The sequence below is a fragment of the Rhodanobacter sp. FW106-PBR-R2A-2-24 genome (genome assembly GCF_058789615.1).
Map to the genome: position 1 here is coordinate 2470216 of NZ_JBYTBV010000002.1, position 22941 is coordinate 2493156.

Sequence of the window (22941 nt, forward strand, 5' to 3'; positions counted from 1 at the left end):
GTGCTTGCTTTGCGGGAAACAAACAAGCACTGGTGGCGAAGCAGCGGTTCCAAGGGGCGTTCGACAGCCGGGAAAACGCCGCGCGGCAGCCGTTTCCGGTGGAGCCGGCGCGGCGCTTCGGCGCCCTCGGATCGCCGGATCACCACCACAACAAAGGCCGCGAGGCCGCACCGGGAGGCAACCAGCCGATGAGCACTGCGCAGGCACCAGCGAAGGGTACGGACATCAAGCGCGATGTCGCGGTGGCGATTCCGCTGCAGCCGGCCTCGCAGGACATCTGGGACAAGAAATACCGCCTGCGCAGCAAGACCGGCGAGCCGGTGGATGCCGACGTGGACGGCACCTGGCAGCGCGTGGCGCGCGCCTTGTCCGACGTGGAGATCACGCCCGAGCTGCGCGAGCACTGGAACGAGCGTTTCCTGTGGGCGCTGCGCCGCGGCGCGATCCCCGCCGGCCGCATCACCTCCAACGCCGGCGCGCTGGAGCACAAGCCCGCCACCAGCACGATCAACTGCACCGTGTCGGGCACCATCCGCGACTCCATGGACAACATCCTGGAGAAGGTGCACGAGGCCGGACTCACCCTCAAGGCCGGTTGCGGCATCGGCTACGAATTCAGCACCCTGCGCCCGCGCGGCGCGTACGTCTCGGGCGCCGGTGCGTACACCTCCGGCCCGCTGTCCTTCATGGACATCTACGACAAGATGTGCTTCACCGTGTCCTCCGCCGGCGGCCGCCGCGGCGCGCAGATGGGCACCTTCGACGTCAGCCATCCCGACGTGAAGGAGTTCATCAAGGCCAAGCGCGAGGACGGCCGGCTGCGCCAGTTCAACCTGAGCCTGCTGGTCACCGAAGGCTTCATGCAGGCGGTGGAGCACGACCAGGACTGGCCGCTGGTGTTCCCGGTGCACGTCAAGGAACAGGACGAACTCGACCTCAACGACCCGGCCAAGGTGGTCTGGCGCGAATGGCCGACCCACGAGAACTACGTCGACCGCGATGACGGCCTGGTCGCCTGCAAGATCTACGGCCACATCCGCGCGCGGCACCTGTGGGACATGATCATGGTCTCGACGTATGACTACGCCGAGCCCGGTTTCATCCTGATCGACAAGGTCAACGAGATGAACAACAACTGGTGGTGCGAGCACATCCGCGCCACCAACCCCTGCGGCGAACAGCCACTGCCGCCCTACGGCTCCTGCCTGCTCGGCTCGATCAACCTGACCACCTTCGTGCGCGATCCGTTCGGCCCGAAGGCGCGCTTCGACTGGGACGAGTACCGCGAAGTGGTCAAGGTGTTCACCCGCATGCTCGACAACGTGGTGGAGATCAACGGCCTGCCGTTGCAGCAGCAGCGCGACGAGATCACCTCCAAGCGCCGCCACGGCATGGGCTTCCTCGGCCTGGGCAGCACGCTCACCATGCTCAAGCACCGCTATGGCAGCGCCGAGGCGGTGGCCTTCACCGAGGACGTCTCGCGCGAAATGGCAGTGGCCGGCTGGGAAGTGGCGCTCGACCTCGCCAAGGAAAAAGGCCCGGCGCCGGTGCTGGCGACCGAATACACCGTCACCGGCGACATGCTGCGCAAGCGCCCGGAAATGGCGAAGGACGGCTACAAGGTGGGCGACCGCATACCCGGCCGCGTGCTGCACGCGAAGTACAGCCGCTACATGCAGCGCATCGCCACGGTGGCGCCGGAGCTGGTCGAGCAGCTGGCCGAGACCGGCGCGCGTTTCACCCACCACACCTCGATCGCGCCTACCGGCACCATCTCGCTCAGCCTGGCCAACAACGCATCCAACGGCATCGAGCCCAGCTTCGCCCACCATTACTCGCGCAACGTGATCCGCGAGGGCAAGAAATCCAAGGAAAAGGTCGAGGTGTACAGCTACGAGCTGCTGGCCTACCGCGCCCTCATCAACGCCGCCGCGATGCCGTTCGCGGACGACGCGCAGGCCAAGCTGCCCGACTACTTCGTTTCCGCCGACGACATCGGCCCCAAGCAGCACGTGGATATCCAGGCCGCCTCGCAGTTGTGGATCGATTCCTCGATCTCCAAGACCGCGAACGTACCCACGGACTACCCCTACGAAGACTTCAAGGACATCTACTTCTACGCCTACAAGCAGGGGCTGAAGGGCTGCACCACCTTCCGTTTCAACCCCGCCGCCTTCCAGGGCGTGCTGGTGAAAGATGCCGACCTTGCCAACACCCTCTACCACTTCGAACTGGAAGACGGTAGCGTTATCGAACTTCGCGGCAACGAGGAAGTGGAATACGACGGCGAGATGCACACGGCCGCCAACTTGTTCGATGCCTTGAAGGAAGGGTATTACGGCAAATTCTGACCGTAGCCACGACGCCAAGCACATCGCCCGAGGGGAACCACCGCATGTCCATCGATAACGAAGTCGAAGTGAATGACAGCGCCACACCCGCCATCCCGGCGGCGGCCGAAGCACCCGCCGTCATCGCGCCCGCACCGGCCGAGCCGGTAGCCGCCATCGCGCCGCCGGCCATGCCCGCCGCCCCGCGCAAGCCGGCGGCGAAGAAGGCCGTCGCCAAGAAGGCGGCGCCGAAGAAAGCCGCAGCGAAAAAAGCCTCGCCCAAGAAAGCGGTCGCGAAGAAGGCTGCCGCGAAGAAGGCTGCCGCGAAGAAGGCTGCGCCGAAAAAGGCCACTGCCAAGAAAGCTGTGAAGAAGGCCGCCAAGAAGGCGGTCAAGAAGGCCGCGCCAAAGAAGGTCGCCAAGAAGATTGCGCCGAAGAAGGCGGCGAAGAAGGTCGCCAAGAAGGCCGTCAAGAAGGCCGTCAAGAAGGCCGTCAAGAAGGCCGCGCCCAAGCGGGTGGTGAAGAAGGCCAGCGGCAAGAAGGTGGCCAAAAAGACGGCCCCCAGGAAGGCGGTCAAGAAGGTCGTCAAGAAGGCCGCGCCCAAGAAGGTGGCAAGGAAAGTCAGCAGCAAGAAGACGGCCGCCAAGGCCGCACCCAAGAAGACAGCCAAGAAGGCTGCCGTGAAAAAGGCCGCCAAGCCGGCCCAGAGGTCCACTGCCAGCAAGAAGGCACCCGTCAAGTCGGCGAAGAAATCCGCCGTCAGGAAGGCTGCCCGCAAGAAGTGAGTGTCACCGCGCCCGGCCCGGCGTGTGCCGGGCCGGGCGTTTTTCTCCGCGCCGCGCGCCGCCATCCCATCAGGAACAAGTCAACCATGGCGATCAAGATCGAAAAAAAGATCATGGGCTACAACGTTGTCAAGCCCGAGGACAAGGCCGCGCCGGCCGTCGCCGCCCCGCAGCAGGAGGCGCCCAAGGCCGAAGTCATCCAGATGCACGAGAGCCTGGAGCGTCCCGAGACGCTGATCGGCTCCACCTTCAAGATCAAGTCGCCGCTGTTCGAGCACGCGCTGTACGTCACCATCAACGACATCGTGCTCAACGCCGGCACCAAATACGAACAGCGCCGCCCCTTCGAGATCTTCATCAACTCGAAGAACATGGATCACTTCCAGTGGATCGTGGCGCTCACCCGCATCCTCTCCGCCGTGTTCCGCAAGGGCGGCGACGTCGCCTTCATCGTGGAAGAGCTGAAAGCCGTGTTCGACCCGCGCGGCGGCTACTTCAAGGCCGGCGGCATCTACATGCCCAGCATCGTCGCCGAGATCGGCGGCGTGATCGAACAGCACATGAAGAACATCGGGCTGATCCACGACCCGGAGATGAGCGACAGCCAGCGCGCGCTGATTGCCGAGAAGCGCGCTGCCTACGAGGCGCTCGGTGCAAAAAAAAACGCTGAGATGAGCACTGCGGCCGCCGCGCCGGCCGACGCCGCATCTTCCGAGACGCTCACCTTCCCCGCCGGCTCGATGATGTGCGACAAGTGCAACACCAAGGCGCTGGTGTTGATGGACAACTGCCAGACTTGTCTGAATTGCGGGTATTCGAAGTGCGGGTGAAATGCGTCTGACTCGAAATCAGGCGTACGCGTAAGCGTACCGTGGATTCGAATCCCATCATCTCCTTCAATGTAATCGTGGCTTTACACGATCTCGGCCCCACGCCGGGATTTGTGTTTCTAGGGGTCGGGGTCACCTTGGGGGCGCCGCGTCGTCCGTAGTGGTGATCGCTCAATTCGCGGCGCGGGCAGCGGCGCGGTTATGCTCAAGGCTCACTCTAGAGCAGGCATCACGCCAATGATTCGGGAAGACGTCAAAGGACAGCTCGGCTGGATCGCGTTGTGGGCGAACTCATTCGCTGATGACGGGAAAGTAGTCACGTTCGAGACAGTGCATTCGGAATTGCAGCGTGGAACCATCATCCAATGGTTGAGCGGGCAAGGCGCCGACATGTCGATCCAGCTAATGCCGGAAACCCGCGAGTGGACAGATGCAGCGGTGCGCACCTTGCAAGCGGTCGGCGAAAGCATGCAGGGACGTGAGCGTCGGAAACTTGCCGTAGAACAGAATGGCTATTGCTTGCTCGTTGCGCTTGTTCTTCAAGCGCTCGCGGTAGATGAGGAATATTGAGCCTCGATAACGGGGTCAGATTCACTTAATCCGGTCCGAGGCCGATAACGGGGTCAAGTTCGCTTTCTTCGTATGTCATGAGGCAAGCCCGACCCGACAAGGAGACACGCGTGATGTCACTCGGATGGACCCTGCTCGGCACGATCGGCCAACTGGCGTTGGCGAACTGCATGTTCATGCTGGCGGTTTTCGCCGGTGGAGGTCTGGCTTCCACGACCTCACAAAGTAAATCCGTGCTGAGGGTGCTGGATCTGTCGATGTATCTGTTGCCGGCGCTGTGCGTGCTGAGCGCGGGCATCGTGATCTGCCTGCACTGGCTGGGTGGCGGCGGCGTGTCATACGCGTGGTATGCGATGCCGCTGGTGGGTGCGCTGTTGTACGTGGTCTACGTGCGGGCGTTGTGCCGGCGGCCGTAGCTGCGCGGGGACGAAAGGAAAAGGTGCCGGGGGACAAGGCGTGCGTGCACGAACGGAAACGGGCGGCCTTGGCCGCCCGTTTCGCATGCGCGCTGGGCAAGGCTCAACCCGCGACGATGAAGCGCTGGCTGTCGTCCATGAAGGCCTTCTCGCCGAAGCCGCCTTCGTGCGAGCCGAACGGCATCTGCGCACGCAGCTGCCACGACGCCGGCACGTTCCAGCTCGCGCGCGCGGCTTCGTCCACCAGCGGGTTGTAGTGCTGCAGGCTGGCGCCGAGGCCGGCATCGGTCAGCGCCATCCAGACCGCGAACTGCGCCATGCCGCCCGACTGCTCGGACCACACCGGGAAGTTGTCCGCATACAGCGCGAACTTTTCCTGCAGGCCCTTCACCACGTCCTGATCCTCGTAGAACAGCACGGTGCCGGCGCCGGCGGCGAAGCTCTCCAGCTTGGCGGCGGTCTGCGCAAAGGCTTCGGCCGGCACGATCCTGGCGAGCGCCTGCTTGGCCAGCGTCCAGAACTTCACGCTCTGCTCGCCGAACAGGATCACGGCGCGCGAGCTCTGCGAGTTGAACGGCGTCGGCGTGTGCTTGATGGCCTGCTGGATGAGGCTGTTCAGGGCATCCTTGTCCATGCCTACGTTGCGGCCCAGCACGTACTGGGTGCGGCGCTTCTTGAGGCGTTCGATCACGGCGTAGCTCATGGGGATTCCTCCGCAAAAAAAGGCCGAACCTGCGGAACGACGGGGCGTTCCGGTTTCGTGTGCGTGTTCGGATGGCGCTCATGCTGAGCGCACGGCGCCGCGTCGGGTAGACCGCAATGCGTGGCTACGCTGTTTCCTGCGGGAAACGCTGCTCGATCAGCGCTGGCAGCGCGGGCACCAGAACGTGGAGCGTTGCCCCAGCACCGTCTGCCGGATCGGCGTGCCGCAACTCTTGCACGGTTCGCCCGCGCGCCCGTAGACCATCAGCTCGCGGAAGAAGTAGCCGGGCGCGCCGTCCGGCGCGAGGAAGTCGCGCAGCGTGGTGCCGCCGCGTTCGATGGCGTAGGCCAGGATGCGCTTCACCTCGGCGGCGAGGCGTGCATAGCGCTCGCGCGACACCTTGCGGGCTTCGCGGCGTGGATCGATGCCGGCGGCGAACAACGCCTCGCTGGCGTAGATGTTGCCCACGCCGACCACCACGGTGTTGTCCATCAGGAACAGCTTCACCGCCGCCGTGCGACTGCGCGACAGCTGCCACAGCAGGTCGCCGTCGAAGGCGTCGGTGAGCGGTTCGGGGCCGAGGTGGGCGAGCAGTTCGTGGGTGCTGCCGGGCGCCTGCCACAGCAGGCAGCCGAAGCGGCGCGGGTCGGTGAAACGCAGCACGCGCGCCCCTTCGTGCGCGCCGCGCGCGAGCGCGATGTCGACGTGGTCGTGCGGGCCGATGGGCGCGTCGGGCGGCAGCACGCGTAGCATGCCGCTCATGCCCAGGTGCAGCAGGGCGCTGCCGACTGGCGTGTGCAGCAGCAGGTATTTCGCGCGGCGTTCCACGGCTTCGATGCGCTGGCCGGGCAGCAGCTCGGACACTTCACGCGGGATCGGCCAACGCAGATCCGGCCGACGCAGCACCACGGCTGTCACGCGCCGGCCGATCACATGCGGGGCGATGCCGCGGCGGGTGGTTTCGACTTCGGGCAGTTCGGGCATCAGTGCAGGTCGAGGTGTTGGGCGGCGGGCGCCTGCGGCAGGTAGCGCAGCGACACCAGTGCCACGCGCGCGCCGGCCTGCACGTAGCACTGCGGGCCGGTGGCGCTCGTCGCACCGAAGGCGAGGCGCTGGCCGTCCAGCGTGAGCACGGCGACCGGCGGGGCGAGGCCGATCTTCGCGGCGTCGAAGTCGCGCGCGGCGCGCCATTGCAGCACCGGCGCGCCGGCGGCGGCGGTGAGGGTGGCGAGGTAGCGGTCGTCGGCGCGCTGGCCGTCGGTGCGCCACCAGTGGCCGGCTTGTTTGGCATAGCGCACGGCGGGCGCCGTGCCCAGTTGCAGGGTGACCTGGGTAACCGCCGTCGGATCGAGTGCGAGCAGGGTACCGGGCGCGGCGTGCGCATCGTGCTCGCGCTGCCATAGCGCCAGCGCGAGCAGCGCGGCGGCGCCGGCGAAGAGCGCCAGCCGGGCGCGCGCGGCGCGTTTCATCGGCGGCGCCGACGCCAGGCGAGCAGGCCGCCGAGCATGAGCAGTAGCAGGGGCAGCACCAGCATGAAGCCGAGGCTGACGGCGTTCAGCGTGCCCTGGTCGATGCGCAGCACGCGGTCGGGCACGCCGTCGTGCGGCACGTTCACCAGCGCGTCATCGCCCAGCAGCCAGTTGAAGATGCGCTCGCCCAGCGCGCGGTTGCCGCCCTGGCCGACGTAGGCATTGGAGAGGAAGTCGCCGTCGCCGATGGCTGCCGCGCGCTGTTCGCGCTTGTCGGGGCTGGGCGAAAGGCGGGCCAGCGTGAAGCCGAAATCCAGTGGGCCCTTGAACTCGCCGGCGGCGGCGTCGAAGCGGATGGCGGAAGGGTGCGCATTGTCGATGGGATGGAATTGGGTCCAGCTCTGGTCGCTCGACCGCAGCAGTGGCGTGGCCGTCCAGCCGTCCGTTCCGGTGCGCGCCAGCGCGGCCACCTGCGGGAAGCGCGTGGCGAGCTGGAAGCCCAGCGTGACCGGGTTGGCCGGGTACTGCGCCACGGCGATCAGGCGCGGATCGTGCAGTCCCAGCGTGCTGCCGGCGCCGTCCACCAGCACGCCGGGCAGCACCTGCAGGCCCAGCACGTCGGCGAGTGGTTTGAGGCCGAGGTCGTCGTTGGCCGGGTCGCGCAGCCACAGCAGGTTGCCGCCGTCCTGCACGTAGGCGACCAGCGCCTGCGCCGCGCCTGCGGGCAGCGCCACGGTGGGGCTGGCCAGCACCACGAGGTCGGTGCCTTGCGGTACGCCGTGCACCTGCGCGAAGTTCAGCGGCACGGCGCGCAGGCCGCTGCCGGCGAGCTGGCCCATCAGCATGCCCATGTCCGCATCGCCCTTGCCCGAGGGCAGGCGCTCGCCGTCGCCGGTGACGAAGGCCACGATGCGGTCGTCGCCGCGGATCAGGTGTTCCAGTGCGTTGCTGACGCTGCGCTCGGACAGTTCCGTGAGCCGCTGCTCGTGGCCTTGGTAGCGCACGATCAGCTCGCCGTCCACGCCGATGCCCAGCTCGCGCATGCGCGCCGGGTCTTGCTGCGGGTCGACGAAGCGCAGCGTGAGGTCGGGCTTGGCCTGCTGGTAGCGGGCGAGGAAGCCCGCCACCTGCGCGCGCAGGTCGCCGCGCGGGCTGGCGTAGCTGGTGACGCTCACCGGGCCATGCAATTGGGCGAGGATGGCGCGGCTTTGCGAGGTGAGGCCGAGGCGGCGATTGGCCGTCCAGTCGGCGGTTGCCGCGTAGCGCGTGCCGAGGTAGCCGAGCGCGCCCGCGCCGACGAAGAGAAGCAGGGCGAACAGCCAGCCGTCCAGATAGCGGGTCAGGCGCATCAGCCACGCTCCTTGTCGGCGCTGAGCCGGCGCGTGGCCAGCGTCAGGCACAGCGCAATCAGCAGCACGAACCACTCCAGATCGGCGCTGGAAACGAGGCCGCGCAGCAGGTCTTGCGTGTGCGTGCTCATCGCCAGCCAATTGATGATGCCGTCGTTGATGCCGGCCATCTGCGCGCCGAGGTTCAGTGTCCACAGGGCCAGCCCCAGCAGCAGGGCGAGCACGGCGGCGATGGCCGGATGTGGTGAGAACGCGGAGGCTGCCACCGCCAGTGCGGCGAGCGCCGCCAGCATCAGCGCGATGCCCAGCGTGGCGGCGGCGAGCTTGCCCCAGTCCGGCGAGGTGGCGTGCGCGAGCGCCAGCGGCATGGCCAGCGTCAGCGCGAGCCACACGGCGAGCCACAGCAGCACGGCGATGTACTTGCCCAGCACGATGTGCGCGGCGGGCACGCCGGCGGCAAACAGCAGCGGCAAGGTGCCGTTGCGGCGCTCGCCGGAGAGCGTGGACATGGCCAGCAGCGGCACGACGAGGAAGGCCAACTGCGCGAGCTGGCCCAGGAGCGGCACGGCCACCAGGTCGACGAAGCCGGGGCTGTCGGCCAGCGCCGCGCGCTGCACCTGGCTGGCGAGGAACTGGCCCAGCAGCAGGGTGAAATTCCAGCCCAGCCAGGCGAGGCTCAGCGCCAGCAGCACCCAGGCCAGCGGGCGTACCGCGAGGCGGCGCACTTCAAGTCGGATCATCGCGATGAGGCTCATGCGGCGCGCGCCGCCGTCGACTTGCCGTGCATGGCGATCTCGAAGAAGGTGCGCTCCAGCGCGGCGTGGTCGTCGCCGTGCAGCGGCGCATCGTGGCGCAGTTGGCCTTCGTGCAGGATCGCCACGCGGTCGCACACGGCGGTGACTTCGGCCAGGAGGTGGGTGGAGAGGATCACCGCGGTGCCGGCGCCGGAGAGCTCGCGGATCAGGCGGCGGAAGGCGGCCACCTGCACCGGATCGAGCCCGTTGGTGGGTTCGTCCAGCACCAGGAGGGCCGGGCGATGCAGCAGGGCGCAGGCCAGGCCCAGGCGCTGGCGCTGGCCTTGCGAGAGCACGCCGGCCAGCCGCTTCGCCAGGGGCATGAGTTCCAGCTGCGCCAGCACGGCGTCGCGCGCCTCGCGCAGTGCGGTGCCCTGGATGCCGCGCAGGCGGCCGTGGGCGTCCAGGTGTTCGGCCACGGTCAGCTCCGCCCACACCGGCGCGCGCTCGGGCAGCCAGCCGATCAGGCGGCGCGCCAGCTCGGGATGTTCGAGAAAATCCTCGCCATCGAGCCGGATGCTGCCGGCATCGGGGCGCAGCGCGCCGGCCACTATCGCCAGCGTGGTGGATTTGCCCGCGCCGTTCATGCCCAGCAGGCCCAGCACCTGGCCGCGTGCGAGCGTGAGATTCAAGGCCTGCACGGCGACGCGTCCGGCGCGGCGGCGGGCGATGTCGGCGAGTTGCAGCAGCGGTGGCGTGGTGGCGGTCATCGGCTGATTGTCGATGGGGCATGGGCCCGATACAACCCGCAGGCTTGAACATCGGCAGGCTTTAACGAAAGCGCAAGCGGTTGCGACGTATCATGGAGCGCAGCCGCGTCGATTCCGACTTCGACGTCCCCACGCGCCACCGAGTGCCTCCCCGATGTCCGACACTGTGCTGAACTTCCTCGCCAACGGTCTTGCCCATGCCGGCTGGCGGAGCATGCTGGTCTACCTGCTGGTGGCCACCCAGCTCACCATCCTCACGGTGACGCTGTACCTGCATCGCAGCCAGACCCACCGCGGCGTGGATTTCCACCCGGTGCTGGCGCACTTTTTCCGCTTCTGGAGCTGGCTCACCACCGGCATGGTCACCCGCGAGTGGGTGGCGGTGCACCGCAAGCACCACGCCAAGGTGGAGACCACGGAAGACCCGCACAGCCCGGTGATCTACGGCATCCACAAGGTGTTCTGGGACGGCGTGTCGCTGTACCGCGACGCCTGCGCCGCCAAGGAAGACATGCAGCAGTACGGCCGTGGCACGCCCGACGACTGGATCGAGCACAAGCTCTACGGCGCGCATCCCTACTGGGGGCCGGCGGTGATGCTGCTCGTCAATCTCGCCCTGTTCGGCGTGATCGGCGGCGCGATCTGGGCGGTGCAGATGATCTGGATCCCGTTCTGGGCCGCTGGCTTCGTCAACGGCGTCGGCCACTGGGCCGGCTACCGCAATTTCGAAAGTGCGGACACCTCGCGCAACCTCTTGCCGTGGGGCTTCTGGATCGGCGGCGAAGAGCTGCACAACAACCACCACGCCTTCCCCAGCTCGGCCAAGTTCGCGCTGCGCAAGTGGGAGTTCGACATCGGCTGGACGACCATCCGCGCGCTGCGCGCGTTGGGCCTGGCCAAGGTGCTGCGCGTGGCGCCCACGCTGGACGTGCGCCCCAACGTGGCGCTGCCCGACGCCGACACGCTGAAGGCGCTGCTCACGCTACGGTTCCAGGCGATGACCGACTTTTACCGCAATGTCATCGTGCCCACCCTGCGCGAGGAAGCGGCGCATGCAGGCGAAAGCCTCAAGGCCGTGCCGCGTCGCTTGCGCCGCGCGCTGGCCGACGGCGGCCGCTGGCTGGACTCCGACGCCAGCGGCAAGTTGCAGGCCATGCTGGCGCGTCGCCCCACGCTCAAGACCGTGTGCGAATTCCGCGCCCGCCTGGCCGTCCTGATGGAACAGCGCGGCGCCGAGCAGGCACTCAAAGGCCTGCAACAGTGGATCATGGATGCCGAGCAGAGCGGCATCCGCGCCCTGCAGGAATTCGCGGCGCGGCTGAAGGGTTACGCCGTCAGCGCCTGATCGCCCCTGCCAGCGTCATGCACGCCAAGGCCCGCCGCGATGGCGGGCCTTGGCGTTTGTGGCGTGTCGGTGTGGCTTACGCGACGGCGCCACGCATGGCAAGATCGAGAGCTGAATTTCGGCAGGGAAGGCGGCGATGGCGTTGCGGGTGATGGTGCTGGGCGCGGCCGGTGTGTTCGGTTCGCGCATCGCGGCGCGGCTGGCGCACGACGCGCGCTTCGAGCTGCTGCTGGCGGGGCGTCGCATGGCGCCGCTGCAGGCCTTGCGCGAAACCATCGGCGATGCGCGCGCGTGCTGCCATGCGCTGGACACCACGAGCGCGGATTTTCCCGCCGCCTTGGCCGCGCTTGCGCCGCAACTGGTGATCCATGCCGCCGGCCCGTTCCAGCGGCAGGACTATCGCGTGGCCGAGGCGTGCATGGAGGCTGGCAGCGATTACATCGACCTCGCCGATGGCCGCGATTTCGTCGGCGGCTTCTCCCGGCTGGACGAGCGAGCGCGGCAGTCGGGCCGGCTGCTGGTCAGTGGCGCGTCCAGCGTGCCGGCCTTGAGTTCGGCGGTGGTGGATGCGCTGTTGCCGCGCTTCGGTGCGCTAGCTGCCATCGAGCACGCAATCAGTCCTGGCAATCGCACGCCGCGCGGCGACGCCACGGTGGCCGCCATCCTCGGCTACTGCGGGCGGCCGATCCGGCTCTGGCGCGATGGTCGCTGGGGCGCGACGCATGGCTGGATGGATAGCCGGCGGCAGTGGTTTCCGTTCGGCCATCGTCGCGTGGGCGTGTGCGAGGTGCCGGATCTGGATCTGTTTCCCGCGCGTTATCGACAACTGCGCTCGGTGGTGTTCCGCGCCGGCCTCGAACTGCCGCTGCTGCAATGGGCCACCTGGGGCATGGCCGTGCTGGTGCGGCTGGGCCTGATTCGCGACCTCGCGCGCCACGCGCCCACGCTGCGGCGCATGAGCGAATGGTTCCTGCGCTACGGCTCGGACGTCGGCGGCATGGTGGTGGAGCTGCGCGGCAGCGACAGGCAAGGTCAGCCGCTGCACCTGTGCTGGTGGCTGGACGCCGCCGCGGGCGATGGCCCGCAGGTGCCGGTGACGCCCGCGGTCGTGCTGGCGCGGCGGCTGGCCGATGGGCTGGTGGTGGCGAAGGGCGCCATGCCGTGCATGGGCCTGCTCACGCTGGAACAGATCGTCGCGGGCTTCGAGGGGTTCGCGTTGCGTACCGGCGTCGAGGCGATACCCGTCAGTCGATGAAGCGCCACGCCTGCGCCGGTTCCGGCAGGCGGCATTGTGCGCGGCGCCCGAACAGGCGGTAACGGTGGCGGGCGATCCAGCGGTAGGCCGGGTCGCGCAAGCCGCGCGGGGTCGCGCGCAGCATCACGCTTGCCGCGCGCCAGCGCCCACCCAACTGGCCCAGCACACGGGCGATGGCGGTCGTGTCGACGTAGCCCTGTCCGGCGTCGACCAGCAGGAAGGACACCGGGTCGTCCGGCGAAAGACCGTGCGCGAGCAGCAGGGCGCGTCCGTGTTGCCCTTGCATTGTCGCCAGCCGGAAGCGCCCGGCGCCGTCGTGGCGCAGGATGAAATCCACCCAGCGGCTGCACAGCACGCAGACGCCGTCGAAGACAATGACGGAATGGCCGTCGTCAGGCGACATGGTCGATCTCCAGCCAGCCGCGGTAGCCGACGAGTCGGCCGAGCAGCGGCAGGCGCACGTCGACATCGAAGGTGTAGCGCTCGTCGCGGATACCGCTGCGCGAGCGCACCGTGCCGCAGAGGGCGCGCGGCAGCGGCAGGCCGAGCAGGCGCATGCCTTGCAGTTGCCAGTCGATGGCGTCGCCGTCGCGGCGCAGGGCGAAGCGCAAGGTGACGGGGCCGAGCCGTTCGTGCAGCAGGCCATCCTTGCCCGCGCGCAGTGTCGAGCCCATGCGGCCGCGGCGGAACTGGCGAGTCCAGTGTTCGTGCGTGGCGTACCGTTCGATGGCGACCGTGATGGCTTGCCCGGCGCCGGGTTCGGGCAGCGTGAGCAGGCGGCGCAGCAGGCGGGCGGGCAGGTGGGTCTCGCCGGCGACATCGGCCTGGCCGCTGGCCTGGATGGCGCGGCCTTCGGCGTGCATGCGTTGCACGGCGGACGCCATGCGCGGCCAGTCATCCGGTGGCAGCAAGACGCGGAACAAGGCGGCAGGCGGGGGCATGCGTGCCATTGTCCGGGGCCAGGCCTGCGGCGGCAAGCTTGGCCGCCGCGGGCGCCGTTTCAGAGCTGGTCGGGCCCCTTGCGCAGCCAACGGTCGAGCAGGGCCTTTTCGTAGCGCAGGTTGTCGGTGTTGTTGGCGTAGCCGCTGTCGGTGAGGAAGGCCGGGTCGCGCAGCTTGCGCGCGCCTTCGCGCAGCACCTTGCCGTCGGCGCCGGTCAGCTTGAAGTTCAGGTCGATGCGCGGCGGGTAGATGTCCTTGATGATGCGCACGTCCTGCATGCGCACGCCGTGCCAGGGCTCGAAATTGCCGGCGCGGTCGATGTCGGTCACCACGATCTGCAGATGTTCGCCCGGCGCCAGTCGCTTGCCGGCGCGATCCTCAAGATAGGCCTTGAGCGTCTTGAGGTAGCCGTCGTCCAGGCGGCTGGGCGCGAAGGTGCGCAGCTTCTTCGCCTCGGTGAACTGGTCGGGGTGGTCGTAACTGACGGTGACCTGGCCCGTCGCTGGCGGCACGGCAGCCCATGCCGGCATGCCGACGAGGACGATGGCGGCGAAGATCAGTTGCAGGATGCGGCGCGGATGCATGGCGGCTTTCCTCCAGCGGAAGGGGCGGTTCAAGATAACGCCTGGCGGCTGAATGGGTGCACCGCCATGGCCACGCCACGCGGTGACCGGGTTATGCTGGACGAACTTCCACTCGACTGGTTAGGGTCGATCCGCAGTGGCCAGTTTCCGTTCGTGCTGAGCGTCGCTGGTGTTGGCAGGCGTCGTCGAAGCCCGAGGGACTCCATCGTGCTGGCGCGACGCGCCTGCGCGCAGGGCGAACGGAACGGTGGCCCCACTGCAGCCCGGCGCCAATCAGATCCATTCGGGGCCGAACCATGCGGCGACGCGTCTACTGGATAGCGTTGGCGACCAGCCTGCTGGCGGTGTCCGCCGTCTGGCTGGCGCTCGCGTGGTCGCGACGGCCGGCCGCCGCGCACGGGGAAGTGCTGCGCGTGGGCCTGTACGAGAACCCGCCCAAGATCTACACCGACGCCGACGGGCATCCGGCCGGATTGTTCGTCGAACTGCTCAATGCCATCGCTGCGCGCGAGGGTTGGCGAGTGCGCTACGAGGCCTGCGTGTGGGACGACTGCCTGCGCCGGCTCGAGGCCGGCCAGCTGGACCTGATGCCGGACGTGGCCTACACGCCGCAGCGCGAGCAGCATTTCGATTTTGCCGACGTGCCGGTGGCCTATGCCTGGTCGCAGGTGTACGGGCGGCATGGCCGCCATGTGCGCACCCTGGCCGACCTGGCCCACTTGCGCGTGGCCTTGCTGCGCGAGAGCGTCCAACAGGCCAACCTTGGCCGGATTCTCGACGGGCTGCACGTGGACTGGACGCCGGTGCCGGTGGACAGTTATGCCGCGGCCTTTGCAGCGGTGCGGCGCGGGGCGGCGGATGTCGCGGTGGTCAACAGCTTCTTTGGCACGCGTGCGATGCGCGACTACGGGCTGGAGGAGACGCCGGTGCTGTTCGACCCGGCGACGCTGTACTTCGCCGCCACCAAGCGGCGTCATGCACGGGAGTTGGCGCGCATCGACGACTGGTTGGGCCGCTGGCAGCGCGAGCCGAGGTCGCTCTATTTCCGTGCCTTGCGCCGGGCGCAGGTGCCGGCGCCGGTGGCGCGCGTGTTGCCGCGCTGGCTGTTGCCGGTGCTGGTGCTCGCGGCCGGGCTGATCCTGCTGTTGCTGGCCTTCAGCGTGCTGTTGCGCTGGCGCGTGCGGCTGGCCAGGCGCGCGGCGGACGGTCTGCGCGCGCAAATGGAGCTGGTGCTGGAAGCCAGTCCGGTGGTGCTGTTCCTCGCCCATGAGGCGAACGGCAAACGGGTGACGGACTGGGCCAGCTCCAACGTGGTGCGCCTGTATGGCTACCCGCTGGAACAGCTGCGTGAGCCCGACGGGTGGCGTGCGCACGTGCATCCCGACGACTTGCCCCTGCTGGATGCAGCGCGGGAGCCTTTGCGCCAGGGCGAGGTGCGGACCCGCGAATACCGCCTGCACGACGGCTTCGGCATGTTGCGGCATCTCCATGAAACCGTGCGCGCGCTCGACGGCGATCCCGCCGCCGCGCCGCGCCTGCTGGTCACCTGGAACGATTTGTCCGAAGCCAAGGCGCACGCCGCCGAGCTGGTGCACGTGGAGCATTACGACACGCTGACCGGCCTGCCCAATCGCCAGTTGCTGCGCCGGTTTCTCGACGACGCGATCAAGACTGGCGAGGCGCTGGCCGTGGCGTGGGTGGATATGGATCGCCTGCGTGGCATCAACGATACCTTGGGACATGCCATCGGCGACCAGGCCCTGCGGGTTGCGGCGCGGCGTCTGCAGGAACGCTTGCCGCCACGTGGCTTCCTCGCCCGCCCGGGCGGTGACGAGTTCGCGGTGGTGTTGCCGGGCGACACCGGCGCCGCCATGGAGGCCTATGCGGGCGACGTGCAGGCCAGCTTCTCACAGCCTTTGCTGATGGCCGCGCAGCCGGTGGTGGTCACGGCCAGCCTTGGCATCGCGCTGCATCCGCAGGACGGTAACGACACCGATGTCCTGCTGCGCCATGCCGAGCTGGCGTTGTACGAAGCCAAACGACTCGGCGCCGGGCGCTGGCAGCGCTACATGAGCGAGCTCGCCACCGATGCCAACCAGCGCATGGCGCTGGAAAGCGGCCTGCGCCTGGCCGTCGCCCAGCACGAGTTGCGCCTGCATTATCAGCCGCAGCTGGATCTGCGCGACGGCACGCTGGTGGGCGTGGAAGCGCTGCTGCGCTGGCAGCACCCGACCTGGGGCCTGGTGCCGCCGGGGCAGTTCATCGCACTGGCCGAGGAAACCGGCCTGATCGAACAACTCGGGCACTGGGCGCTGGTGGAGGCCTGCCGCCAACTGCGGGCCTGGGACGATGTCGGCCTGGTGGTGCCGGTGATGGGAGTGAACTGCTCGGTGCGGCAACTCGACATCGACAAGCTGCCGGCGCAAGTGGCCGACGTGTTGGCCGCCACCGGCCTGGCCGCGCACCGGCTGGAGCTGGAAATCACCGAGTCCATGCTGATGAAGGAGCCCGAGCAGGCCATCGTGGTACTGCGTGCGCTGCGCGCGCAGGGCGTGCGGCTGGCCATCGACGATTTCGGCACCGGCTATTCCAGCCTGGCCTACCTGCAGCGGCTGCCGATGTCGCGGCTGAAGATCGACCGCGCCTTCGTCAGCGAGATCGACGGCAACCCCGGCAACCAGCAGATCTGTCGCAGCGTGATCGAGCTGGCGCGCAACCTCGGGTTGGAAACGCTGGCCGAGGGCGTGGAGCGCGTGCAGGAGGCGGACTTCCTGCGCGCGGGCGGCTGCGCGCTGGCGCAGGGCTACCTGTACGCGCGTCCCCTGCCGCCCAGCGAGCTGGTGGGTTGGGTGCAGGCATGGCAGGCGCGCAGCGAGGTGGGGCCGCGGCAGGCAGCAAAAACCCGCCACGAGGGCGGGTTCTGAGTGCGGCGTTGGCGCATCCGCGCTTGACGGCTGCGCGTTGCCTTACTTGATCTTGCCTTCCTTGTAGATCACGTGCTTGCGCACGACCGGATCGTACTTCTTGAACTCGAACTTTTCCGGGGTGTTCTTCTTGTTCTTCTGCGTGGTGTAGAAATGACCCGTGCCAGCAGAGGAAATCAGGCGGATCTTGTCGTTTGCGGTCTTGGCCATGACGGTCTCCTAATCAGATCTTCTCGCCGCGGGCACGCAGCTCGGCCACCACGGCCTCGATGCCCTTCTTGTCGATGGTGCGCAGCGCGTGGTTGGAAACACGCAGCTTCACCCAACGCTTCTCGCTCGGCACCCAGAACCGGCGTTCGTGCAGGTTCGGCAGCCAGCGGCGGCGGGTCTTGTTGTTGGCATGCGAGACGTTGTTGCCAGTCTGCACGCCCTTACCGGTAAGTTGGCAAATGCGGGCCATGATGGACTCCGTGGTTGGACATTGACCGCCCGTTGGCCAGGGCGGCGGCGGCCCAGCAGTGCGGCGCACTACGCGAGGCTGGAGCTGGAACGATTGCCGTCGCGCAAGGCCCGCATCGCGTGGCGGACTCCCTGGCTGGGCCAGGTCGACAGTGGCAAGCCGCGCATTATCCTGCAAAAACGGCCCCCGGCGCAATCTTGTCGGGCGACCCGGATGCGCCGTCGCGGCGGGTATGAAACAATCGCCCTCTTTTGACCTTCAACCCGAGGCAATTCCCATGGCAGAAGTCGCCACCAACGGCCAGTCCAGCGCGCAGGGCGGCCAGCCGCAACTGGTGTTGCAGAAGATCTACGTGAAGGACGTTTCCTTCGAGGTGCCGGGCGCGCCGCAGATCTTCCAGGAATTCGGCGAGGTCGAGCACACCGCGCCGCAGGTGCAGCTGAACATCGGCCACCAGGCCATGGATCTGGGCAACGACCTGTACGAAGTGGTGCTCAGCGTCACGCTCACCTGCACGCTGGGCGAGCGCACCGCCTACCTCGCCGAGGTGGAGCAGGCCGGCATCTTCGGCATCGCCGGTTTCAGCGACGAGGATCGCGCCGGCGTGATCGGCAGCTATTGCCCGAACCTGTTGTTCCCGTATGCCCGCCAGATCATCTCCTCGATGGTGCTGGAGGGCGGCTTCCCGCCGTTCCTGCTGCAGCCGATCAATTTCGATGCGCTCTACGCCGAACAGATGCGCCGGCAGGCGCTGGGCGGCGATGCGCCGGCCACGCTGAACAGCTGATCCGCGCATGACGCAGGCTCCCACCCTGGCGGTACTCGGTGCCGGTTCCTGGGGCACGGCGCTGGCCGCGCTGACGGCGCGCAACGGCGTGCCCACACGCCTGTGGGGTCGCGACCCGGTGGCGCTCGCGGCGATGGCCGCGGCGCGCTGCAACCAGCGCTATCTGCCCGGCATCGAGTTGCCGGCGACGCTGGGTTTCGAGCCCGATCTCGCCGCTGCCGTGCGTGGCGCCAGCGTGCTGCTGCTGGTGGTGCCCAGCCATGCTTTCGCCGCGCTGCTGGAGCAGATCGAGCCGCTGCTGGAGGCCGATGCCACGGTGGCCTGGGCGACCAAGGGCTTCGAGCCGGGCACCGGCCGCTTCCTGCACGAACTGGTGGCGCAGCGTCTGCCGGGGCATCCGGCGGCGGTCATCACCGGGCCGTCCTTTGCCAGGGAAGTGGCGGCCGGCCTGCCCAGTGCGGTGACCGTGCACTCGGAGGATCCCGCCTGCGCGCAGCGCGTGGCCAATCTGCTGCATGCCCCCAACCTGCGCGCCTACACCGGCGCCGACCTCTTGGGCGCGGAGCTGGGCGGCGCGATGAAGAACGTGTTGGCGGTGGCCACTGGCATCGCTGACGGCATGAACCTGGGCCTGAATGCCCGTGCCGGGCTCATCACCCGCGGCATGAACGAGATGCTGCGCCTGGGCGTGGCGCTGGGCGCGCGGCCGGAAACCCTGATCGGTCTGTCCGGCCTGGGCGACCTGGTGCTCACCTGCACCGGCGACCTCTCGCGCAACCGTCGGCTGGGGCTCGCGCTGGGCCAGGGCATCGCCATCGACGCGGCCGTGCGCCAGATCGGCCAGGTGGTGGAGAGCGTGCTGGCTGCCGACGAGGTGGCACGGCTGGCCGCCAAGCACGCGCTGGATCTGCCCATCAGTGCCAGCGTGCGCGCCGTGCTGCACGGCGAGGTCACGCCCGACGAGGGGCTGAAGGCGCTGATGGCGCGCGCGCAGAAACCCGAGTACCCGCACGGCCTGTTCGGCAACGCCTGAGCGCCTGCGGCGTACCGGATAGGCTGCCCGCGATCGGGCACAAAGGCCTGATTCGTGGGGCCGGGTTCGGGCATGTACCGGGCTCGGCGACCCGAAAAAACGCCACGACGGCGTTTTTTCGGGAATCAGGCAATGCCTGCTAAGCTCGAACTTTTGATCGTTGCCACGGGGCGCATGCGCATGCAGCAACCGGAGGGGAAATCGCAGGCCGTGCCGGTTGCCGGCCGTGCGGCGTCGACCCTGCCGGCGACGTGGCTGCAATTGATGGCGCCGCCGCGGCCGCCGGTGGACGACGCGGCCCCGGTGCTGGGCTTTTTCCTGGAAGTGATGCCGGAAGAGGGCGCCGCCTGGGCGCACCTGGAGGTCGCGCCGGTGCTGCTGGCCGTGGCCGAGCACGGGCGCTACGCGCGGCCCGTGCCGCTGGACAGCCAACTCCTGCTGCACTCGCCGCTGTCGCCGCCCGAACAGCGTCTGGCCGCCGCCGTGCTGGGCCTGCCGCAGAGCCAGCGCAAGGGCCGCAGCTACGCCCGCCTGGGTGGGCACGTGGGCGACAGCCTGCTGATCGAGCTGCTGGATACCGCGCCGTGTTTCCTCGGTGGCCTGGTCGGCCTGCGGCTGTCGCGCGGCAGGGCGCATCCGCTCAACTGGCACTGGCAACTCGAAGCCGATGGCAGCCAGCGTCTGCTGCCCAGCCTGCCGCACAGTCAGCGCCTGCTGCGCATCGACGGCTTGTGGTACCTCGATGCCGAACACGCCACGCTGGGCCACCTCGAAGCCGCCGCCGAAGAAGCCGGTTGGCTCGACCTGCCGCCGCTCAAGTACGAGTACGGCCAGCGTTTCGCCGCGGCGCTGCCGACCAGCCGGCTGGCCGTGCGCATCCCGCTGCCTAAGGTGTTTGCCGAGCTGCAGCGGGCGGAGCTGGCGCCCCGGCCGGTGCTCACCTTGCATGCGCTCAGCCGCCACGCGCGCCTCGCCGCCGGCACGCCGCCGCTGGCGTGGGCGCGGCTGGCCTTCGACTACGCCGGCGAGCGCCTGCCCGGCCGGGGCGGCGAGCCGCTGGTGCGCCGTGTGCGCGATGGACGGCTGGTGGAGATCGTCCGCCGCCGCGCTGAAGAACTGGCCACCATGGAGCAGCTCGAGCGCCTGGGGCTCACCTCGGCGGTGGATACCGAAGGCCTGCCCTGGGACATGACCGAAACCCTGCCCGAGGATGCCTGGCTGTTTCCCGGCACCGGCCACGCCGGCGCGTTGGAGGTGAACACGCCGGCGCGCTGGCTGGCGCTGCGGCCCAAGCTCGAGGCCGACGGCTTCACGCTGGAGTACGCGCCGAGCTTTCCGTTCGAGGTGCTCGATGGCCCGGTGCGCTGGTACGGGCAGGCGCTGGACGACGTCGACGACCACGCCTTCGACCTGGAAGTGGGCATCGAGCTGGAAGGCAAGCGTCACAACCTGCTGCCTGCCGTGGCGCAAGCGCTGGCCGAGCATCAGTTGAACCTGAGTCCCGCGCCCAACGAGCCCGAGGACGCCGTGTGGTACGCGCCGGTGGACGAGCGCCGCCGCGTGCCGGTGCGGCTGAAGGTGCTGCGCGGCCTGCTCGCGCCCTTGGCCGAGTACCTGGAGAAGCCGCGCAAGAAACTCCACCTGCCGCGCGTGCAGGCCGGGCGGCTGGAAGAATTGGCCGAAGCCCTGCCGGGCGGCGATCAACTCGAGGCGCCCGAGGCGCTGCGCGGCTTCACCGCGCGGCTGCGCGACGCTGCCGAGCGTGCCAGCGATGCCGTCCCCGGCGGGCTCACGGTGGCGTTGCGGCCCTACCAGCGGGAAGGCCTGCGCTGGTTGAACGCCCTGGCCGAGGCCGGCGTGGGCGGCGTGCTCGCCGATGACATGGGATTGGGCAAGACCCTGCAACTCGTCACCCACCTGCTGGCGCTGAAGGAGGCTGGCGCGCTCACCCAGCCCGCGCTGGTGGTGGTGCCCACCAGCCTGATCCCCAACTGGCAGGCCGAGGTGGCGCGTTTCGCACCCGCGCTCAGGGTGCTCACCCTGCACGGTTCGCAGCGTGCCGATGCCTTCGCCCAACTGGGTCAGCAGGACATCGTACTCACCAGCTACGCGCTCTTGCCGCGCGACGCGGCGTTGCTGCGCAAGCAGCCCTTCGCGCTCATCGTGCTGGACGAAGCGCAGCAGGTGAAGAATCCGCGTACCCTGGCGCGCCGTGCCCTGCTCAGCCTGCGCACGCGCCGGTACGTGTGCCTGACTGGCACGCCGCTGGAAAACCACCTGGGTGAGTTGTGGTCGCAGGTGGATCTGGCCGTGCCTGGCCTGCTGGGCGACGAAAACGCCTTCCGTCGCTACTACCGCATCCCGATCGAAAAGCAGCGCGACGAGGAATGCCTGGCGCGGCTCAATCGCCGGCTGGCGCCCTTCATCCTGCGCCGAACCAAGATGCAGGTGGCGTCGGAGCTGCCGCCCAAGACCGAGATCACCCGCCGCGTGGTGCTCGAAGGCCGCCAGCGCGAGTTGTACGACGGCCTGCGCCTGTCGCTGATGGAGGAATTGCGCGAGGTGATCGCCCAGCGCGGCATTGCGCACTCCGGCATCGTGGTGCTCGACGCGCTGCTCAAGCTGCGCCAGGTCTGCTGCGATCCGCGGCTGGTGAAGCTGGAAGCCGCGCGCGGCGTGCAAGGCTCGGCCAAGTTCGAGCTGCTGATGGACATGCTGCCGCCGCTGCTCGACGAGGGTCGCAAAGTGCTGCTGTTCTCGCAGTTCACCGGCATGCTGAAACTGATCGCCGACGAGCTGGATCGCCGCCACATCCGTTACGTCACACTCACCGGCGAAACGCGTGACCGCGCCACTCCGGTCAACGAGTTCCAGCAGGGCGAGGTGCCCCTGTTCCTGCTCTCGCTGAAGGCTGGCGGCGTGGGGCTCAACCTCACCGCTGCCGACACCGTGATCCACTACGACCCGTGGTGGAACCCCGCCGCCGAGGCGCAGGCTTCCGATCGCGCCCACCGCATTGGCCAGGACAAGCCGGTGTTCGTGTTCCGCCTCATCACCGCCGGCACGGTGGAAGAGCGCATCGAGGAGATGAAGGCGCGCAAGGCGGAGCTGGCCGAGGCCGTGCTCGAAGGCGGCGGCAGTCGCGAGAAACTCAGTTTCGACCAGAGCGATCTGGACGCATTGCTGGCGCCGGGCTGAGGGCGAGCCTCAAGGCGAATTCTGTCGACTAGTGCAGACCCGCCGCAAATCCAGACCGACGGCAGTCGCGCAGGCACCAGACATCGCCGCCAATGTTGGGATCGTCGCCAGAGGCAGAAACGCCAGTGGCGGTTGAGCCACTGGCGTTTGTTGATCATGCGACGGCTTTCACCCCCGTGAGCCGCGAAGATCAGGGATTGGCTGGGCAGTGCGGGGTCAGCCAGGGATGGCAGGACGGAGGCGTGGGATTGCCGCCACCACCGGTGCCGCCACCGCCACTGGTACCACCGGTACCGGAGGTACCACCACCACCACCACCGCCGCCACCGCCGCCGGGCGGGTTGATCGGCGGGCAGTACGTGGAGTACATGGCCACCGGAACGCCCTTATTCGAACGGACAATCTGCGGCAATGGACAATTAGAAAAAGCATACGCATAGCCAGCTGGAGTGGGTGTG

The 22941-nt window shown here is 68.4% G+C and carries 21 protein-coding genes and 1 pseudogene; 10 read left to right on the top strand and 12 right to left on the bottom strand.

The annotated features are described in order from the left end of the window. Positions 1-188: 188 nt before the first annotated feature. Positions 189-2351 (top strand): adenosylcobalamin-dependent ribonucleoside-diphosphate reductase, encoded by a 2163-nt coding sequence (locus AC3WQA_RS12395; RefSeq protein WP_492675348.1) that lies wholly within the window; start codon positions 189-191, stop codon positions 2349-2351. A gap of 220 nt (positions 2352-2571) precedes the next feature. On the opposite strand, the pseudogene AC3WQA_RS12400 reads toward AC3WQA_RS12395, so the two are convergent. Beyond that, positions 2572-3045, bottom strand: a pseudogene (locus tag AC3WQA_RS12400) (hypothetical protein); the annotation flags it as partial. 156 nt (positions 3046-3201) lie between these two features. Here AC3WQA_RS12400 and AC3WQA_RS12405 point away from each other — a divergent pair. From AC3WQA_RS12405 to AC3WQA_RS12415, 3 genes are all read left to right on the top strand, one after another. Continuing rightward, on the top strand, positions 3202-3945 hold the full coding sequence (locus AC3WQA_RS12405; RefSeq protein WP_492675349.1) for a TSCPD domain-containing protein: 744 nt from the start codon (positions 3202-3204) through the stop codon (positions 3943-3945). A 237-nt stretch (positions 3946-4182) separates the two neighbouring features. Continuing rightward, on the top strand, positions 4183-4515 hold the full coding sequence (locus tag AC3WQA_RS12410) for a hypothetical protein (RefSeq protein WP_492675350.1): 333 nt from the start codon (positions 4183-4185) through the stop codon (positions 4513-4515). A 113-nt stretch (positions 4516-4628) separates the two neighbouring features. Then, the gene (locus AC3WQA_RS12415) at positions 4629-4931 is read left to right on the top strand and encodes a hypothetical protein (RefSeq protein ID WP_492675351.1); all 303 of its coding nucleotides are present in this window, start codon (positions 4629-4631) and stop codon (positions 4929-4931) included. A 103-nt stretch (positions 4932-5034) separates the two neighbouring features. Here the strand turns inward: AC3WQA_RS12415 and AC3WQA_RS12420 are convergent, their stop codons facing one another. The 6 genes from AC3WQA_RS12420 to AC3WQA_RS12445 form a co-directional block, all read right to left on the bottom strand. After that, the gene (locus tag AC3WQA_RS12420) at positions 5035-5634 is read right to left on the bottom strand and encodes a nitroreductase family protein (protein ID WP_492675352.1); all 600 of its coding nucleotides are present in this window, start codon (positions 5632-5634) and stop codon (positions 5035-5037) included. Positions 5635-5790: 156 nt separating this feature from the next. Continuing rightward, the gene (mutM, locus tag AC3WQA_RS12425) at positions 5791-6618 is read right to left on the bottom strand and encodes a bifunctional DNA-formamidopyrimidine glycosylase/DNA-(apurinic or apyrimidinic site) lyase (protein WP_492675353.1); all 828 of its coding nucleotides are present in this window, start codon (positions 6616-6618) and stop codon (positions 5791-5793) included. Continuing rightward, positions 6618-7103 (bottom strand): hypothetical protein, encoded by a 486-nt coding sequence (locus tag AC3WQA_RS12430; protein WP_492675354.1) that lies wholly within the window; start codon positions 7101-7103, stop codon positions 6618-6620. Before AC3WQA_RS12430 ends, mutM begins: the two co-directional genes overlap by 1 nt. After that, a complete protein-coding gene (locus AC3WQA_RS12435) occupies positions 7100-8455 on the bottom strand; it encodes a GldG family protein (RefSeq protein ID WP_492676358.1) in 1356 nt (451 codons plus the stop codon). The genes AC3WQA_RS12430 and AC3WQA_RS12435 overlap by 4 nt, the downstream gene beginning before the upstream one ends. Continuing rightward, positions 8452-9207: an ABC transporter permease gene (locus AC3WQA_RS12440; RefSeq protein ID WP_492675355.1), complete on the bottom strand. Its 756-nt coding sequence runs from the start codon at positions 9205-9207 to the stop codon at positions 8452-8454. Before AC3WQA_RS12440 ends, AC3WQA_RS12435 begins: the two co-directional genes overlap by 4 nt. Next, the gene (locus AC3WQA_RS12445; RefSeq protein ID WP_492675356.1) at positions 9204-9956 is read right to left on the bottom strand and encodes an ABC transporter ATP-binding protein; all 753 of its coding nucleotides are present in this window, start codon (positions 9954-9956) and stop codon (positions 9204-9206) included. Before AC3WQA_RS12445 ends, AC3WQA_RS12440 begins: the two co-directional genes overlap by 4 nt. A gap of 154 nt (positions 9957-10110) precedes the next feature. Here AC3WQA_RS12445 and AC3WQA_RS12450 point away from each other — a divergent pair, with 154 nt between their 5' ends. Both AC3WQA_RS12450 and AC3WQA_RS12455 read left to right on the top strand, forming a co-directional pair. Then, positions 10111-11301, top strand: a complete 1191-nt coding sequence (locus AC3WQA_RS12450) for a DesA family fatty acid desaturase (RefSeq protein ID WP_492675357.1) — start codon at positions 10111-10113, stop codon at positions 11299-11301. Positions 11302-11437: 136 nt separating this feature from the next. Then, on the top strand, positions 11438-12556 hold the full coding sequence (locus AC3WQA_RS12455) for a saccharopine dehydrogenase family protein (protein ID WP_492675358.1): 1119 nt from the start codon (positions 11438-11440) through the stop codon (positions 12554-12556). On the opposite strand, the gene AC3WQA_RS12460 is transcribed toward AC3WQA_RS12455, so the two are convergent. The 3 genes from AC3WQA_RS12460 to AC3WQA_RS12470 are packed head-to-tail and all read right to left on the bottom strand — an operon-like array spanning position 12546 to position 14081. Next, positions 12546-12959 carry a thiol-disulfide oxidoreductase DCC family protein gene (locus AC3WQA_RS12460; protein WP_492675359.1) on the bottom strand — a complete coding sequence of 138 codons (414 nt, stop codon included), beginning with the start codon at positions 12957-12959 and terminating at the stop codon, positions 12546-12548. The genes AC3WQA_RS12455 and AC3WQA_RS12460 overlap by 11 nt on opposite strands. Beyond that, positions 12949-13497, bottom strand: a complete 549-nt coding sequence (locus AC3WQA_RS12465; RefSeq protein ID WP_492675360.1) for a DUF4166 domain-containing protein — start codon at positions 13495-13497, stop codon at positions 12949-12951. The genes AC3WQA_RS12460 and AC3WQA_RS12465 overlap by 11 nt, the downstream gene beginning before the upstream one ends. A gap of 59 nt (positions 13498-13556) precedes the next feature. Beyond that, entirely contained in the window at positions 13557-14081 is a 525-nt protein-coding gene (locus tag AC3WQA_RS12470) for a DUF3016 domain-containing protein (protein WP_492675361.1), read from the bottom strand. Between the two features lie 296 nt (positions 14082-14377). Between AC3WQA_RS12470 and AC3WQA_RS12475 the strand changes: the two genes are divergently transcribed. Beyond that, entirely contained in the window at positions 14378-17005 is a 2628-nt protein-coding gene (locus AC3WQA_RS12475) for an EAL domain-containing protein (RefSeq protein WP_492675362.1), read from the top strand. Positions 17006-17047: 42 nt separating this feature from the next. Here the strand turns inward: AC3WQA_RS12475 and rpmG are convergent, their stop codons facing one another. Together rpmG and rpmB are read right to left on the bottom strand one after the other, a co-directional pair. After that, positions 17048-17215 (bottom strand): 50S ribosomal protein L33, encoded by a 168-nt coding sequence (gene rpmG, locus AC3WQA_RS12480; protein ID WP_492675363.1) that lies wholly within the window; start codon positions 17213-17215, stop codon positions 17048-17050. 13 nt (positions 17216-17228) lie between these two features. Next, positions 17229-17465, bottom strand: coding sequence for a 50S ribosomal protein L28 (gene rpmB, locus AC3WQA_RS12485; protein ID WP_492675364.1), 237 nt, complete (start codon positions 17463-17465; stop codon positions 17229-17231). A 277-nt stretch (positions 17466-17742) separates the two neighbouring features. Between rpmB and secB the strand changes: the two genes are divergently transcribed. From secB to AC3WQA_RS12500, 3 genes are all read left to right on the top strand, one after another. Continuing rightward, positions 17743-18252, top strand: coding sequence for a protein-export chaperone SecB (secB, locus tag AC3WQA_RS12490; protein ID WP_492675365.1), 510 nt, complete (start codon positions 17743-17745; stop codon positions 18250-18252). Between the two features lie 7 nt (positions 18253-18259). Then, positions 18260-19285: an NAD(P)H-dependent glycerol-3-phosphate dehydrogenase gene (locus AC3WQA_RS12495; protein ID WP_492675366.1), complete on the top strand. Its 1026-nt coding sequence runs from the start codon at positions 18260-18262 to the stop codon at positions 19283-19285. Between the two features lie 180 nt (positions 19286-19465). After that, entirely contained in the window at positions 19466-22483 is a 3018-nt protein-coding gene (locus tag AC3WQA_RS12500) for a DEAD/DEAH box helicase (RefSeq protein WP_492676359.1), read from the top strand. Positions 22484-22941: the final 458 nt, after the last annotated feature.

What these genes read in the sequence shown, in the direction of transcription:
- AC3WQA_RS12395 (WP_492675348.1), top strand. Translation starts at nt 189, where the DNA reads ATGAGCACTGCGCAGGCACCAGCGAAGGGTACGGACATCAAGCGCGAT.
- AC3WQA_RS12405 (WP_492675349.1), top strand. Translation starts at nt 3,202, where the DNA reads ATGGCGATCAAGATCGAAAAAAAGATCATGGGCTACAACGTTGTCAAG.
- AC3WQA_RS12410 (WP_492675350.1), top strand. Translation starts at nt 4,183, where the DNA reads ATGATTCGGGAAGACGTCAAAGGACAGCTCGGCTGGATCGCGTTGTGG.
- AC3WQA_RS12415 (WP_492675351.1), top strand. Translation starts at nt 4,629, where the DNA reads ATGTCACTCGGATGGACCCTGCTCGGCACGATCGGCCAACTGGCGTTG.
- AC3WQA_RS12420 (WP_492675352.1), bottom strand. Translation starts at nt 5,634, where the DNA reads ATGAGCTACGCCGTGATCGAACGCCTCAAGAAGCGCCGCACCCAGTAC.
- mutM (WP_492675353.1), bottom strand. Translation starts at nt 6,618, where the DNA reads ATGCCCGAACTGCCCGAAGTCGAAACCACCCGCCGCGGCATCGCCCCG.
- AC3WQA_RS12430 (WP_492675354.1), bottom strand. Translation starts at nt 7,103, where the DNA reads ATGAAACGCGCCGCGCGCGCCCGGCTGGCGCTCTTCGCCGGCGCCGCC.
- AC3WQA_RS12440 (WP_492675355.1), bottom strand. Translation starts at nt 9,207, where the DNA reads ATGAGCCTCATCGCGATGATCCGACTTGAAGTGCGCCGCCTCGCGGTA.
- AC3WQA_RS12445 (WP_492675356.1), bottom strand. Translation starts at nt 9,956, where the DNA reads ATGACCGCCACCACGCCACCGCTGCTGCAACTCGCCGACATCGCCCGC.
- AC3WQA_RS12450 (WP_492675357.1), top strand. Translation starts at nt 10,111, where the DNA reads ATGTCCGACACTGTGCTGAACTTCCTCGCCAACGGTCTTGCCCATGCC.
- AC3WQA_RS12455 (WP_492675358.1), top strand. Translation starts at nt 11,438, where the DNA reads ATGGCGTTGCGGGTGATGGTGCTGGGCGCGGCCGGTGTGTTCGGTTCG.
- AC3WQA_RS12460 (WP_492675359.1), bottom strand. Translation starts at nt 12,959, where the DNA reads ATGTCGCCTGACGACGGCCATTCCGTCATTGTCTTCGACGGCGTCTGC.
- AC3WQA_RS12465 (WP_492675360.1), bottom strand. Translation starts at nt 13,497, where the DNA reads ATGCCCCCGCCTGCCGCCTTGTTCCGCGTCTTGCTGCCACCGGATGAC.
- AC3WQA_RS12470 (WP_492675361.1), bottom strand. Translation starts at nt 14,081, where the DNA reads ATGCATCCGCGCCGCATCCTGCAACTGATCTTCGCCGCCATCGTCCTC.
- AC3WQA_RS12475 (WP_492675362.1), top strand. Translation starts at nt 14,378, where the DNA reads ATGCGGCGACGCGTCTACTGGATAGCGTTGGCGACCAGCCTGCTGGCG.
- rpmG (WP_492675363.1), bottom strand. Translation starts at nt 17,215, where the DNA reads ATGGCCAAGACCGCAAACGACAAGATCCGCCTGATTTCCTCTGCTGGC.
- rpmB (WP_492675364.1), bottom strand. Translation starts at nt 17,465, where the DNA reads ATGGCCCGCATTTGCCAACTTACCGGTAAGGGCGTGCAGACTGGCAAC.
- secB (WP_492675365.1), top strand. Translation starts at nt 17,743, where the DNA reads ATGGCAGAAGTCGCCACCAACGGCCAGTCCAGCGCGCAGGGCGGCCAG.
- AC3WQA_RS12495 (WP_492675366.1), top strand. Translation starts at nt 18,260, where the DNA reads ATGACGCAGGCTCCCACCCTGGCGGTACTCGGTGCCGGTTCCTGGGGC.
- AC3WQA_RS12500 (WP_492676359.1), top strand. Translation starts at nt 19,466, where the DNA reads ATGCAGCAACCGGAGGGGAAATCGCAGGCCGTGCCGGTTGCCGGCCGT.